A 13,791-nucleotide genomic window follows, 5' to 3' on the forward strand; every position below is an offset into this window, starting at 1 on the left:
CTTGCCCGCAGTCGCCCCCGACCTGCCTGCCTGGCGTTGGCCCCTCGACGGCCAGCCCATAGTCATCCGCCGCTTCAACCCCCCGCCCGAGCCCTGGCGCGCCGGCCACCGCGGCGTCGACCTCGCCGCCCTCCCCGGCTCAACGGTCGTCGCCGCCGGCCCCGGCACCGTCACCTACGCGGGCCCCCTGGCCGGCCGAGGTGTGGTGAGCATCCAGCACCCAGGCGGCCTCCGAACGACCTACCTCCCCGTGCAAGCGGTAGTGCGGCGCGGCCAGACGGTCTCCACAGGCGACAAGCTCGGCGTACTCGAACCCACGTCGTGGCACTGCATCGCGTCCTGCCTCCACTGGGGCCTGCGCCGCGACTTCCGCTACCTGGATCCCTTGTTCCTGCTCGGCTGGGGCCCCATCCGCCTGCTCCCCCACTGGCCGGTGACGTCAGCCAGCCCCCCGACACCGGAGCCGACGACGAACCTGCCTCGCCCATAGCCCCATCCACGCCCCCAAGAACCCAACACGGCCAACCCAGCCCCTCCTTAAGTGCCCGGAACGCCGCGTCAACCCGAGCCCACCCCAACGAGCAGGGAACGCCACGTCCACGCATGCCCAGCTCCTCCAGCGAGCCTGAACGCCGCGTCCGCGCTAGCCAACCCCGATGGGCCGAGATCGCCGCCTCCGCCGACGACCCGCGCCCGCAAGCTCAGACGACATCGTCCCTAGAAGACCCGTCCAAGCCGGCCCTGCCTGCTTCCCAGCCGAGCCCGGTTCAAGCGCGAGGATGAGCCTGCCGATAAGCCGCCCGCAGCCGCTCGATCGACACATGCGTGTAGATCTGGGTCGTGTTCAACGAGGCGTGCCCCAGCATCTCCTGGACACTCCGCAGATCGGCCCCGCCCTCCAGCAGGTGCGTCGCCGCCGTGTGGCGCAACCCGTGCGGCCCCATGTCCGGCACTCCTTCGACGTTTCCCAGCCGCGCGTGGACGATCCGCCGTACCGTGCCGGCATCCAGCCGTCCGCCCCGCACTCCGAGGAACAGCGCTGGCCCGGTCCGCTCCCTGATCCAGCGCGGACGCCCGTGCACGCACCATCGATCGACCGCTCGCAGCGCGGGCAACCCGAACGGCACCGACCGCTCCTTCCGTCCCTTGCCCAGCACGCGGATCACGTTCCGGTCCCTGTCGACGTCGTCAACGTCGAGTGCGCACAGTTCGCTCACTCTGACGCCGGTCGCGTACAGCAGCTCCATGACCGCCTGGTCCCTCAGCTCCTTGGGCTCGCTCGCCTGCGGCGCATCGAGCACCGCCTGCGCCTGCTGCTGATCGAGTACGGCAGGCAGCGGCCGCGCCGCCTTCGCGCTGCCCAAGAGAAGCCCCGGATCCTCGGGCAGCCATCCCCGCCGATGCGCGAAGGCTGTGAACGTCCGCATGCATGCCGTACGGCGTGCCAGCGTCGCCCGCGACATCCCTGCCGCGTGCTGCTCGGCCAGCCACTCACGCAACGCCGCCGTATCGAGCCCGGCCATCCCCTGGTCCAGGTGTGCGAGCAGGGCGGCCACGTCGGAGAGATAGGCCCGCACGGTGTGGGGCGACAGGTCCCGCTCGAACCGCAAATGCTTCTCGAACTCCGCCAGCACCTCGTCGCCGTCCGTCACGCCGCCCTCCTTCGCGTGGGCTCCGTGGCGCCCCGGTCGGCCTTCCGGTTCGCCCGATCGCCACCCATCATCCCCCTTCACCATCCGAACGATGGCTAACCACCTGCGACCTTTCCAGCCGTTCGCATGGCCATCGACACCGCCCGTGAGCGCCGAGACGGCGACACCTACCAGGACAACGCGGAACCTCGAGCGCGTCCACGCCCCCCGACCTCATAGTGCCTGTGGACAAGCGGCGATCGCGCCGCATGGCTGATTTCGTTGATCGCGCTGCTTTCTGCCTTCCGATCGATCGCGCCGCTACCCGCTTTCCCCTTGATCGCGCTGCTTGCCCGTTTCCCCTCGCCGGTGCCTGCGCTCATCGGCAACGCGTCACCATCGACTGAGCTGCACGATCAGCGCCGTAAGACCGGGCTTTCGGTGCTGCTGGCCTTCGTGGCGTCACTGGTCGTCTCGTTCGCGCAGCTGGCGAGCCTGCCGCCGACCTACACCGAGGAGTACAACGCCATGGCCGCGGAGGTCACGCGGTGGCTCGGCAGATGACGGCGGCGGTCAAGGCGCTGGACCGCAGCAAACTCGTGCCTCTCGTGCGGACGCCGCAGCTAGCGATCATTGCGGCTTGCCCCTGCGGAGTCTCCAGCCCTTCGGCACGCGTTCGACGTAGCCCGCTGCGGCGAGGCCGCCCAGGCAGCTCAGCGCCGTGGTCAGGTCGACCCCGGCGGACACCGCGATCGAAGCGGGTCCCGCACCCCCACGACTGGGGACGGCGTCGAGGACGCGGCGGGTGACCTCGTTCAGCGCATCACGGGGCATCACGGGCCCGCGCGCCGCCACGGCGAGGTCGTCGCCGATCAGCCCGACCAACTCGATCAGTTCTTCGGGTGTGGTGACGCAGACGGCTTTGCGGTCGCGGATCAGCTTGTGGCAGCCCATGGACATCTCGGACGTGATCGGCCCTGGCACCGCGGCCAGGTGTCGACCGAGGGAGACGGCGTGTCCTGCCGTATTGAGCGCGCCGCTACGGACCGCGGCCTCAACGACGAGCGTTCCTCTGGACAGCGCCGCGATCAGGCGGTTGCGGATGAGGAAACGGGCCCTCGTCGGGTGTACGCCGGGAGGGCATTCGCTCACCAGCGCGCCATGCTCGCGGATCGCCGCGAACAGTTCGTGGTGGCCGCTCGGATAGCAGACGTCGGTGCCGCAGGCGAGTACGGCGATGGTCGGGGCGTCACCGACGAGTGCGCCGCGGTGGGCGGCTCCGTCGATGCCGTACGCGCCGCCCGAGACGACGGTCCATCCGGCCTCGCTGAGCGCGACACCAAACTCGGCCGCGGTATGCACGCCGTACGCGGTGGCGGCCCGAGCGCCGACCATGCCCACGGAACGCAGACACGAGAAGCGCAGGTCGGCCGAGCCGTGCACCCAGAGGGCGAGTGGCCTGCTGTGGCCGAGCGCGTCGAGCTGAGTGGGCCACTCCGCCGAGCCCGGGATGACCAGGCGCGCCCCGGCACGATGTCCGGTCTCGAGGTCAGCGACGGGGTCGGCGATCTCCAGGCGGGCCCGCCAAGCGTGGAACCGGCGATGCAGCTCGGCGATACGGCTCGGGCCATGCTCCGCGATGTTCTCCCTGGCGACGAATTCCCCCGGCAGCGTGCCTCTGAGGATCGCCTCGACGGCCGCGGTGGTGCCCTGTGAGCGTACGAGGCGGCCCATCACGGGGTCGCCGACGTCGGCGGCGCGCATGAGCGCGGCCCTTGCCAGGCTCTCTTGACGATCACCGTCCGTGGCTGCGGCGACGGGCTGTGGGTGCGTGCGCTGGAGCTTCGACGAAGGGTCGTCGACGGCTGGCGACGGGACGTCTTCTGGCTGGTCCTCCGGTGCGTGAAGGGCTGGTGACGGGTGATCGCCGAGCGGAAGCGTTGAGGGTCCGGCAGGCGTCGCGTCGGCTTCCCGTTGCCGTGGCACCAGGATCGAGTGGCTCGGATGGGTGACGGACGCGGGAAGCGGCGAATGGGGCTGATCGTGGGTGGATGTGCCGCTGGTCGACCTGTGCTCAGCCGCAGGTGAAGGATCGGCTTGCTGGGCAGTGTGGAGCGGTGGGATCGCGGTCTCACCGCTCTCGGGGGACAGCGGAGTGGATGAGATGGGGTCGGTGCCCGGTTGGAGGGACGGTGCGTGGCTCCATGAGTCGATGCTCGTTGCCGCTGGCGTCGGCGGCTCCGGGGTACGTGGCGTAGGAGTCGACGACGCAGCGGGCGGCGGGGTCGGGGTCGGCGCCTCCGGGTGTGCGGGGGCAGTCGCCCGTGAAGCAGGAAGATCCGACCCGTGAGGGTTGGAATCCCCCGGATTCATCCGTGGGGAGGATGTCAAGGCGTCTGGCTCCTATCGGTGTGGTTGGGGATGCCGTGAGGCGAAGCGATCACGGCTGTCGGCACGGCGATGCGACCGACTTGCGCGTGGCCTTCCTGCGAGCGGGGCGGACCTGACACTCGCGCGGGGAGGGTCCAGGCGTTGGGGAATCCCGGGCCGTCAGGGAGCGGCGGGTGAGGTTTTAGCCGACGCCTAGCCACATGGCGAGGGCTGCCGAAGTCTCATCCGCGCCTGGGCGGTCCTTGCCGGCGAGATCCGCGACCGTCCAGGCGACGCGGACAACACGGTCGAGGCCTCGGGCGCTCAGGGAGCCGGAGTCGAGGCACGCCGTCATTGGGCGCATGGCCTCGTCGGACGGGCGGTAGTCGGCGTGGAGGACCGCTGCCGGGATTTCGGCGTTCGTTCGCCAGGGGGTGTCGGCCAGGCGTTTGGTGGCGCGTTCGCGGGCGAGCTTGACGCGTTCGGCGACGACGTTGCTGGTCTCGACGAACTGACGGTCGGCCATGAGCTCGCGTCGGCTGGAGCGGGCCACTGTCACCTTCATGTCGATGCGGTCGAGCAGCGGGCCTGACAGCCTGCCGAGGTAGCGGCGCCGTACGGCGGGCGAGCAGCGGCAGGATTCGCCTGAGCCTGCGGGTTGGGCGCACGGGCAGGGGTTCGCGGCGAGTACCAGCATGAACCTCGCGGGGAAGGTGACCGTGCCGACAGCGCGGGACACGGTCACCTTTCCTGCCTCCAGCGGCTGGCGTAGTGAATCGAGGACGTGTCTCGGGAACTCGGGGGCCTCGTCGAGGAACAGGGTGCCACGGTGGGCCAGGGAGACGGCGCCGGGGCGGACCACGTTGCTGCCGCCGCCGACGACGGAGGCGATGCTGGCGGTGTGGTGGGGGTTCACGAACGGTGGACGGTTGATCATCGGACTGTCGGGTGGCAGGACCCCGGCGATCGAGTGGATCGCGGTGACTTCCAGGGCGTGGTCGATCTCGAGGTCGGGCAGGAGGGTGGGCAGGCGTTCCGCGAGGAGCGTCTTGCCGGTGCCGGGTGGGCCGACCATCCACAGGTTGTGCCCACCTGCTGCCGCCACTTCGAGGGCACGGCGACCGAGAGGCTGTCCCACCACGTCGGAGAGGTCTATGCCGTGGTCGGGGCCGGTGGGCGACCCGCCCGAAGCGGTGCCTGTGGCGTATCCGAACGGGGTGGTGGTGCCGTCGGTCGACAGGGCGGCGCCGGTCGGGCGGCCCGCCTCGGGGCCTGTGTCGTGGTCGGGGGAAGGGCTGCTGTGGTCACCTGCCGGTCTGCTATTCCTGTGCGCGGGTGCGGTCGGTCGGGGGAACGTCGGGGCCGTACCAGCGAGTGGGGGTGTGTCTCCTGAGGCATCCTGGGCTGGCGTGTAGCGGGCTGGATCGTCGCCTCGGCGCAACCATTCCACGAGCTGGCGCAGGTCGGTGATGGGGACCACGGTGACGTCCGGGACGAGGGCGGCTTCGGCGGCGTTCGCGGCGGGGACGACGACGGTGGCGCCGCCGCTGCGTACGGCGCCCAGGACCGACGGGAGAACTCCTCGTACGGCTCTGAGCCTTCCGTCGAGACCCAGCTCGCCCAGGAAGAACGGCTCGGCGATGCGATCAGCCGGTACGGCGCCCGCCGCGCCCAGGATCGCGATGGCGATCGCCAGATCGAACTGGCTGCCGCGCTTGGGCAGACTGGCGGGGAAAAGGCTGACGGTGATGCGGGCGTCTGGCCAGGGAAAGTGGCTGTTGACCATCGCCGAGCGGACGCGATCGCGGGCCTCGCTCAGCGCGGTGTCGGGCAGGCCGATGAGGTGGATGCCTGCCAGGCCGCTGCCGACGTCTGCCTCGATCTCGACGCTGCGGCCTGCGACGCCGATGAGGGTGACACTGCGGGTGCGGGCGACTGCCATCTAGATCGCCCCCCGTACGTGGCGGAGCGCGAAGTCGTCGCCGATCCGTTCCAGGGCGATGACGTCGACGCGGACGAAGTCGAAGCGGCGGGGTTGGGCGGCGAGCCACTTGGCGGCGAGCATGCGAAGGCGGGCCAGCTTGGCGGGGCGGACGGCTTCCAGCGCGGTGCCGTGGGTGCGGCCTGATCTGGTTTTGACTTCTATGACGACGAGGTTCGTGCCGTCTTCCGCGATGACGTCGATCTCGCCGTGGCGGCAGCGCCAGTTTCGATCGAGGATCTGCATGCCTTCGGCACGCAGGTAGTCGACGGCGACCTGCTCGCCTCGTTTGCCCAGCTCGTCTTTGGATGACATGGGACCACCTCCGGGGCTGACTTTTCCGGAGCGGGGGTGGAGGCGGAGGGGGCGAACCGGGTTCTGTGGATGGCCGAGGCCGGGGGCGAGGGCTGTGGATATCCGGGGGTCGCCAGGGAGGGTTGGGCGGCCGCGGAGTTCTCGCATGCGGGGCAGTTGGCGAGCGCTCAGCCCCTCCATTTGCCGCGGGAGGTCACACGGGGCCAAGTCCTGCGCTGACGCGGGCCTTCAGAGGAGCCCAGACCTACAGACGAGCACGGCCCAGCAGACCAAAGCGAGCCGACGAACTGGCGCGGGCCGACAACGAACGCGAGCCAGCAGGTCGACGCGGGCTGGCAGGTCGACGCGGGCCTGCAGATCAACACGGACTGGCAGACGAACACAGCCCAGCAAATGGGGGTGGCTCGATGCATGCCCGTCCCGCTCACAGCTGGGAGGGTGCCGTCGAACGCCAGCGACCAGCGGCTCGGCTGGGCAGGGTGCGGGTGGAAGCCCCCCGCCCCCTTCAAAGCCCCTCGGTCGATCCCGAGTCGGCCGCCTAGCCGGAGAAGCCCTCCTTGGGCATTTCCAGGTCAGGTTTGGCCAGTTCTTCCACGTTGACGTCCTTGAACGTCACCACCCGTACGTTCTTAACAAACCGTGCAGGCCTGTACATATCCCAAACCCAAGCATCCTGCATCTTGACGTCGAAGAACACGTCCCCGTTCTCCGCCGTGCGCACGTCGAGATCCACCGAGTTCGTCAGATAGAACCGCCGCTCGGTCTCGACGACATACGTGAACAGCCCGACCACATCACGGTATTCGCGGTAAAGCTGCAGCTCCATCTCGGTTTCGTACTTCTCGAGATCCTCTGCGCTCATCCCGGTCCTCCAGCCTGATCAGGCAACTCCTGCCCCCACTCCATTCTCCCCCACGAAGGTCCGTGACACCGTCACGAAGGAGAAGCGATGGTGTGAGCATGGCCCGTGCGAGCGCAACGCCCGCCGGTGGGCCGGAGTCACATACCCCTTGTGCTCCGCGAAACCGTACTCGGGAAAGTCCGAGGACAGCTCTGTCATCATCCTGTCCCGCGTCACCTTCGCCACGATGGACGCGGCCGCGACGCAGGCCGCCACCTGGTCCCCCTTCCACACGGCCAGCGACGGCGCGGGCAGCCCCGGGACGGGGAAGCCGTCGGTGAGGATGTATTCGGGAACGAACGACAACCGCGCCACCGCCCGCCGCATTCCCGTGACGTTGCACTTGTGCAGCCCGCGCGCGTCGATCTCGGCCGGGGGGATCACGACGACGCCGACCTCGGCCGAGGCCATGATCTTGTCGTAGAGCGCCGCCCTGATCTGGGGGCTCAGCAGCTTGGAGTCGGCCAGCCCCGCGATCTCGCGCCTGAGCACGACGGCAGCCACTACCAGGGGTCCCGCACAGGCGCCCCTGCCCGCCTCGTCGACTCCGGCGATCGGGGTCAGCCCCCTGCGCGCCAGCGCCCGCTCGTAGGCGTAGAGCCCGGAATCGCGCCGGACAACGCTAGGACGTGGTCGAAACATGACACACGCAGCGTACGCCCCATCCGCGACTCACCGCACCTTGTCGAAGATCTCGGGCCTGCTGAGGATCGTGGCGTGGGAGAAGGGCCAGTAGATGGCCCATGCCCTGCCGATCACCTGATCCTCGGAGATCCAGTCACCGGCTTCGCGCACGTGGGTCCTGGAGTCGACGGAGGCGGAGCGGTGGTCGCCCATGAGCCAGAGCTTGCCCTGCGGCACGGTGTAGGAGAAGTTCTCCCCCGAGGGGAAGTCGTCGGGGAAGAGGTAGTCCTCGTCGAGCGGCATCCCGTTGACCGTGATGCGCTTCTTCGCGTCGCAGCAGACGACCTTGTCGCCGCCGACGGCGATGACCCGCTTGATGGTGTCCTCGCCGTTCCATCCCTTGAACACCACGATGTCGCCGCGCTCGCTGGCGCCGTGGAGCTTGTTGACGCTCACCCTGTCGCCGATCCTGAGCGTGTTCTCCATCGACTCGGAGGGGATGTAGAACGACCGCACGACGAACGCCTGGAGCAGCAATGCCACACCGACGCCCAGCGCGATCAGGAACAACGTCTCCTTGAGCCCGCCTTTGCGCTTCTTGCTCTCTTCAACTGCCATGGGGGTACCGCTACCGCCTCGCAAGCCAACGTCGGCGCAGCCAGAACAGCGGCAGGGCGCCTGCGAACCCGGCCAGGGCCGGAGCCGCCCCTGCGAGGGCGCTGGCGGGACGCGCGAACGTCTCGGGGATGGACAGGGTCGTGGCCCTGGACAAGGGCCAGATGATGACGAAGGCGCGGCCGACGACCTGATCGACAGGGATCGAGCCGCGACCGGGGTCGGAGGTGTGCTCGCGGGAGTCGAGCGAGACCTGCCGGTGGTCGCCCATCACCCAGAGCCGCCCCTCGGGCACCTTGGCCGTGAAGAAGCTCTGGGAGGGCACGTTGCCAGGATAAAGGTAAGACGACTCGTCCAGCGCGACGCCGTTGACCGTGACGCGGCCCTCGATGTCGCAGCAGGTGACGGTGTCGCCGCCGACGCCGATGACCCTCTTGATGTAGTCCTTCTCGCCAGGTACGACGCCGAAGACGGTGCCCGCCCAGCGGAAGAAGGCGGCGACGGGGTTGGCGGGCGCCTGGGGGGCGGCGTAGGTGTCCCACGAGTCGGTGCCTGAGAAGACCACGATGTCGCCGCGCTCGATGTCGCGGGTACGGTAGACGAGCTTGTTGACCAGGACCCTGTCGTTTGTCAGGAGGGTGTTCTCCATCGACTCGGAGGGGATGTAGAACGCCTGGAGCACGAAGGTCTTGACGACGAGAGCCAGCACCAGCGCCATGACCACGAGGACGGGCAGTTCTTTCCAGAACGACCCTCTCCTGCGGGCAGTTGCTTCCACCTTGTTCCGGCTCTCGCTTTTCATCGCTGACGAGCCTAGATGAAGGCCCTGCCCGAGGGAGGCTACACGCGACCCCGCGTCGCTCCACATAAAGGAAATGTCCCTGCAAAGCCAAACGGCCCCGTGACCTGTGTGGTCACGGGGCCGTTCGGTGAGGACCTACTTGCCGGCGGGCACGGCGTCGCGCTTCTCGCGGATGCGGGCGGCCTTGCCGCGCAGGTCGCGCATGTAGTAGAGCTTGGCGCGACGCACGTCACCGCGGGTGAGCAGCGTGATCTTCTCGATGACCGGGCTGTGGACCGGGAAGGTGCGCTCGACGCCGACGCCGTAGCTGACCTTGCGGACCGTGAAGGTCTCGCGGGAGCCACTGCCCTGGCGGCGGAGCACGAAGCCCTTGAAGACCTGGACGCGGGAGCGGCTGCCTTCGACGACTCGGACGTGCACCTCGAGCGTGTCACCGGGGCGGAAGGCCGGGACATCGCTGCGCAGGGTGGCCTGCTCGAGCTCCTGGATCTTCGTGTGCATGAGAGCGTTTCCTCAAAGTTTCGCGAGCATGCGGAGGTCCACCCGGCAGCGCCTTGGCACTGCGACGAGGGGGACACGCTTGCTGGTTGGATGAATCAGGTGGCCGACGACGGGCACACCAGCGATTCAGTTTGCCATATCTTCCGGCTCCGTGCGAAACGAGAGCAGCAGCTCCCTGTCTCGCTTGTCGAGAGCCGAGGCCTCGAGCGCCTCGACCAGATCGGGCCGGTTCCTCATCGTACGGCGCAGCGCCTCGTCCCTGCGCCACCTGGCCACCTTTCCGTGGTGTCCGGAGAGCAGCACGTCGGGCACCTCACGCCCCCTCCAGACGGGCGGTTTGGTGTAGACGGGCCCTTCGAGGAGGTTCCGCATCGCGCCCGGAGCGAAGGAGTCGTCGACGGCGGAGTGGGCGTTGCCGAGCACGCCGGGCAGCAGCCTGCCGATCGCCTCGACCATGACCAGGACGGCCACCTCGCCGCCCGCCAGGACGTAGTCGCCGATGCTGACCTCGTCGACGCGCAGGCGCGTGCCGTACTCGGCCATGACACGGGAGTCGATGCCCTCGTAGCGTCCGCAGCAGAACAGCAGCCACGGCTCATGGGCGAGCTCCTGGGCCAGCTCCTGGGTGAAGGGACGGCCGCTCGGGGTGGGCACCACCATGCGGGGCGCGCCGTCGCCGGTGATCGAGTCGATCGCCTCGCCCCAGACCTCCGGCTTCATGACCATGCCAGGGCCGCCGCCGTAGGGCGTGTCGTCGACGGTCTTGTGGACGTCGTGCGCCCAGTCGCGCAGCTGGTGCAGCCGCACGTCGAGGGTGCCGCGCTCGCGCGCCTTGCCGATGAGCGAGACGTCGAGCGGGGCGAAGTACTCGGGGAAGATCGAGACGATGTCGAGCCTCATGACAGCAGGCCCTCCGGCGGGTCGACGACGAGCCTGCCCCCTGGCACGTCGACCTCGGGGACGAGCGCCTTGACGAACGGGATGAGGGCGTCGTCGGCTCCCGCGCGCCGTACGACCAGGAGGTCCTGGCCGTGGTGGAGCACGTCGGTGACCTCGCCGACCGGCTCGCCTTCGACGGTGACGACGGACAGCCCGATGAGCTGGTGGTCGTGGAACTCGTCGGGGTCGTCCGACGGCGTCACCTCGGCCGAGTCGATGACCAGCATCGTGTCGCGCAACTCCTCGGCGGCCTCGCGGGAGGAGACGCCCTCGAAGCGCACCAGCAGGATGCCCTTGTGCCAGCGGTGCCCCTCGACCGAGAGCGGGCCGCGCGCGGCGGGCTCGGTGGCCAGGGACGATCCAGCGGCGAAGCGCAGGTCCGGCTCGTCGGTTCGGACCTCGACGGTCACCTCGCCGCGCACCCCGTGGGGGCGGCCGATCCTGCCGACGACTAGCTGCACCTTCGCACTACCTTCCACGAAAACGGCCCCCACCGGCCAGGCCGGTGGGGGCTCGACATTCCTCGCTAGCGGACGGCCTCGTGCAGATCGAGCAGATCGACCCGCACGTACTTGCCGTCGGACAAGGCGTTGATCACAGTGCGCAACGCCTTGGCCGTGCGTCCGCCGCGGCCGATGACCTTGCCGAGGTCCTCGGGGTGGACCCGGACCTCGAGAACGCGCCCGCTACGAATGCGGCGGGCACGGACACGGACGTCGTCGGGATTCTCGACGATGCCCTTCACGAGGTGCTCGAGGGCCTCCTCGAGCATGTCAGGCCTCGGCCGGAGTCTCGGCGGGAGCCTCAGCGGCGGCCTCCGCGGTCTCTTCCTTCTTCTTGGCCTTCCTCGGCGTGGTGGCGGTGGTGCCGGTGTCGCCACCGGACAGCGCCTCCTTGGCCGCGGCCTCGTAGATGGCGTGACGGTCGGCCTTCGGCTCGGCGACCTTCAGCGGCTCAGGGGCGGCCTCGCCCTTGAACTTCTGCCAGTCGCCCGTGAGCTTGAGCAGCTTGAGAACCGGCTCGGTCGGCTGCGCGCCGACACCCAGCCAGTAAGCGGCGCGCTCGGCGTCGATTCTGATGAACGAAGGGTTCTCCTTCGGGTGGTACAGGCCGATCTCCTCGATCGCCCTGCCGTCCCGCTTGGTACGGCTGTCGGCGACGACGATGCGGTACTGCGGGTTGCGGATCATGCCGAGCCGCTTGAGCTTGATCTTGACTGCCACTGGTGTGGTCTCTCCTGCATTAGAGCGTGGGTGAGCCTAGCCTCGCCGAGTGGGGCACGGCGGAGAGTCGACTCTAGGGACAGGCGTGACTGGCGGGAGGTGAGAGGGCACCCACCTGGTCACGATGTTCCAACATGCCATTGTGCCAGATCCAGAACAGTGACCGAACCCGACACGGTCTTCAGCGGAAACTGCCGCCCAACTGCTGCAACGCGCCGAGGGCGAAGATGGCGAGCACGAGGACCGCGATGATCACCCGTGCCCGCTTCTCGAACATCACTGCTGTCCTGGCAGCTTCAGCTTGGAGGGGTCGAAGCCCGGCGGCAGCTCCATTCCCTTGGGGAGCTTGCCGCCCAGTCCGCCGAGGTTGCCGAGCGCTCCGCCCACGGAGGGCGTCGGCGTCTCCTCCTCCGCGGAGTTGGCCTTGCCCAGCGCCGCCTTGCGCGGGTCGCCGCTGACGCGCCGCCCCTTCTTGGCCTTCTTCTGCGCCGCCTTGGCCGCCTTGCCCCTGCCGCCCGGCATGCCGGGGATGCCCATGCCCCCCGCCATCCGCTTCATCATCTTCTGCGCTTCGAAGAAGCGGGTGACCAGGTTGTTGACCGCCGTCACCGACACACCGGCGCCGCCCGCGATGCGTGCCCTGCGCGACCCGTTGATGATCTTCGGGTCCTGCCGCTCGCCCGGCGTCATCGAGCGGATGATGGCGGCGATGCGGTCGAGGTCGCGGTCGTCGATGGAGTTGATCTGGTCGCGCATCTGCCCCATGCCGGGCATCATGCCGAGCAGGTTCTTGATGGGCCCCATCTTCTGGACCATCTGCATCTGCTCGAGGAAGTCCTCGAGGGTGAAGTTCTCGCCCGAGGTGAGCTTGCCCGCCATCTTGGCGGCCTGCTCCTCGTCGAAGGTCTTCTGCGCCTGCTCGATCAGGGTGAGGATGTCACCCATGTCGAGGATGCGGGAGGCCATCCTGTCGGGGTGGAAGGCGTCGAAGTCCTCGAGCTTCTCACCCGTCGAGGCGAACATGATGGGTCTGCCGGTGATGTGGCGCACCGACAGGGCGGCGCCGCCTCTGGCGTCGCCGTCGAGCTTGGTGAGCACGACGCCGTCGAAGCCGACGCCCTCCATGAAGGCCTGCGCGGTCGTGACCGCGTCCTGGCCGATCATGGCGTCGACGACGAACATGACCTCGTCGGGCGTGACCGCGTCGCGGATGTCGGCGGCCTGCTTCATCAGCTCCTGGTCGATGCCCAGGCGGCCCGCGGTGTCGATGATGACGATGTCGTGCTGGCGCTGCCTGGCGAAGTCGATCGACTCCCTGGCCACGGCGACGGGGTCGCCCACGCCGTTGCCCGGCTGCGGGGCGAAGACGGCGACCTGCGCCCGCTCGCCCACGACCTGCAGCTGGGTGACCGCGTTGGGCCGCTGCAGGTCGGCGGCGACCAGCATGGGCGCGTGGCCCTGGTCGCGCAGCCACTTGGCCAGCTTGCCCGCCAGCGTCGTCTTGCCCGCGCCCTGCAGACCGGCCAGCATGATGACCGTCGGCGGCGTCTTGGCGTAGCGGAGCCTGCGGGTCTCCCCGCCCAGGATCGCGATCAGCTCGTCATTGACGATCTTGACGACCTGTTGGGCGGGGTTGAGCGCCTGGGAGACCTCGGCGCCGCGAGCCCGCTCCTTGACCTGGGCGACGAACGCCTTGACCACAGGCAGCGCGACGTCGGCCTCGAGCAGTGCGATGCGAATCTCGCGCGCCGTGGCGTCGATGTCGGCGTCGGACAGCCGACCCTTGGATCGGAGGGAGGAGAAGACCGATGTCAGCCGGTCGGAAAGCGTCTCGAACACGTGGTTGGCCAGTCCTCGAAGCGAATATGCGTGGTCTTGCGACTCAGCCT

Annotated in this window: 16 protein-coding genes; 2 read left to right on the forward strand and 14 right to left on the reverse strand. The window is 68.9% G+C overall.

All coding sequences use genetic code 11. From position 1 onward, the window contains the following. Position 1 precedes the first annotated feature (1 nt). Complete coding sequence (locus AB0B45_RS37225; protein ID WP_358140643.1) at positions 2 to 490, forward strand: M23 family metallopeptidase; 489 nt, start codon at positions 2 to 4, stop codon at positions 488 to 490. A gap of 277 nt (positions 491 to 767) precedes the next feature. Here the strand turns inward: AB0B45_RS37225 and AB0B45_RS37230 are convergent, their stop codons facing one another. Continuing rightward, positions 768 to 1,652 carry a tyrosine recombinase XerC gene (locus AB0B45_RS37230; RefSeq protein WP_358140646.1) on the reverse strand — a complete coding sequence of 295 codons (885 nt, stop codon included), beginning with the start codon at positions 1,650 to 1,652 and terminating at the stop codon, positions 768 to 770. A 261-nt stretch (positions 1,653 to 1,913) separates the two neighbouring features. Here AB0B45_RS37230 and AB0B45_RS37235 point away from each other — a divergent pair, with 261 nt between their 5' ends. Beyond that, complete coding sequence (locus AB0B45_RS37235) at positions 1,914 to 2,195, forward strand: hypothetical protein (protein WP_358140649.1); 282 nt, start codon at positions 1,914 to 1,916, stop codon at positions 2,193 to 2,195. Positions 2,196 to 2,261: 66 nt separating this feature from the next. Here AB0B45_RS37235 and dprA read toward each other — a convergent pair whose 3' ends face one another. The 13 genes from dprA to ffh all read right to left on the reverse strand — a co-directional run bounded on the left by dprA (position 2,262) and on the right by ffh (position 13,741). After that, positions 2,262 to 3,395 carry a DNA-processing protein DprA gene (gene dprA / locus AB0B45_RS37240; RefSeq protein WP_358140652.1) on the reverse strand — a complete coding sequence of 378 codons (1,134 nt, stop codon included), beginning with the start codon at positions 3,393 to 3,395 and terminating at the stop codon, positions 2,262 to 2,264. An 808-nt stretch (positions 3,396 to 4,203) separates the two neighbouring features. Continuing rightward, positions 4,204 to 5,943, reverse strand: coding sequence for a YifB family Mg chelatase-like AAA ATPase (locus tag AB0B45_RS37245; protein WP_358140655.1), 1,740 nt, complete (start codon positions 5,941 to 5,943; stop codon positions 4,204 to 4,206). Next, positions 5,944 to 6,297 (reverse strand): YraN family protein, encoded by a 354-nt coding sequence (locus AB0B45_RS37250; RefSeq protein WP_358140658.1) that lies wholly within the window; start codon positions 6,295 to 6,297, stop codon positions 5,944 to 5,946. Between the two features lie 538 nt (positions 6,298 to 6,835). Continuing rightward, complete coding sequence (locus AB0B45_RS37255; RefSeq protein ID WP_067184127.1) at positions 6,836 to 7,159, reverse strand: DUF2469 domain-containing protein; 324 nt, start codon at positions 7,157 to 7,159, stop codon at positions 6,836 to 6,838. Between the two features lie 18 nt (positions 7,160 to 7,177). Continuing rightward, positions 7,178 to 7,840 (reverse strand): ribonuclease HII, encoded by a 663-nt coding sequence (locus AB0B45_RS37260; protein ID WP_358140661.1) that lies wholly within the window; start codon positions 7,838 to 7,840, stop codon positions 7,178 to 7,180. A gap of 30 nt (positions 7,841 to 7,870) precedes the next feature. Continuing rightward, on the reverse strand, positions 7,871 to 8,440 hold the full coding sequence (lepB, locus tag AB0B45_RS37265) for a signal peptidase I (RefSeq protein ID WP_358140664.1): 570 nt from the start codon (positions 8,438 to 8,440) through the stop codon (positions 7,871 to 7,873). Positions 8,441 to 8,450: 10 nt separating this feature from the next. After that, a complete protein-coding gene (gene lepB / locus AB0B45_RS37270; protein ID WP_358140667.1) occupies positions 8,451 to 9,239 on the reverse strand; it encodes a signal peptidase I in 789 nt (262 codons plus the stop codon). Between the two features lie 135 nt (positions 9,240 to 9,374). After that, entirely contained in the window at positions 9,375 to 9,740 is a 366-nt protein-coding gene (gene rplS / locus AB0B45_RS37275; RefSeq protein ID WP_358140670.1) for a 50S ribosomal protein L19, read from the reverse strand. Positions 9,741 to 9,866: 126 nt separating this feature from the next. After that, positions 9,867 to 10,640 carry a tRNA (guanosine(37)-N1)-methyltransferase TrmD gene (trmD, locus tag AB0B45_RS37280; RefSeq protein ID WP_358140673.1) on the reverse strand — a complete coding sequence of 258 codons (774 nt, stop codon included), beginning with the start codon at positions 10,638 to 10,640 and terminating at the stop codon, positions 9,867 to 9,869. Then, complete coding sequence (gene rimM / locus AB0B45_RS37285) at positions 10,637 to 11,140, reverse strand: ribosome maturation factor RimM (RefSeq protein ID WP_358140676.1); 504 nt, start codon at positions 11,138 to 11,140, stop codon at positions 10,637 to 10,639. Before rimM ends, trmD begins: the two co-directional genes overlap by 4 nt. A gap of 65 nt (positions 11,141 to 11,205) precedes the next feature. After that, positions 11,206 to 11,451, reverse strand: a complete 246-nt coding sequence (locus AB0B45_RS37290) for an RNA-binding protein (protein WP_192780433.1) — start codon at positions 11,449 to 11,451, stop codon at positions 11,206 to 11,208. A 1-nt stretch (position 11,452) separates the two neighbouring features. Then, complete coding sequence (gene rpsP / locus AB0B45_RS37295; RefSeq protein WP_358140679.1) at positions 11,453 to 11,902, reverse strand: 30S ribosomal protein S16; 450 nt, start codon at positions 11,900 to 11,902, stop codon at positions 11,453 to 11,455. A 276-nt stretch (positions 11,903 to 12,178) separates the two neighbouring features. After that, positions 12,179 to 13,741 carry a signal recognition particle protein gene (ffh, locus tag AB0B45_RS37300; RefSeq protein WP_358140683.1) on the reverse strand — a complete coding sequence of 521 codons (1,563 nt, stop codon included), beginning with the start codon at positions 13,739 to 13,741 and terminating at the stop codon, positions 12,179 to 12,181. Positions 13,742 to 13,791: the final 50 nt, after the last annotated feature.

It is taken from the genome of Nonomuraea sp. NPDC049152 (genome assembly GCF_040648355.1).
In the GTDB taxonomy this organism is placed as follows: Bacteria; Actinomycetota; Actinomycetes; order Streptosporangiales; family Streptosporangiaceae; genus Nonomuraea.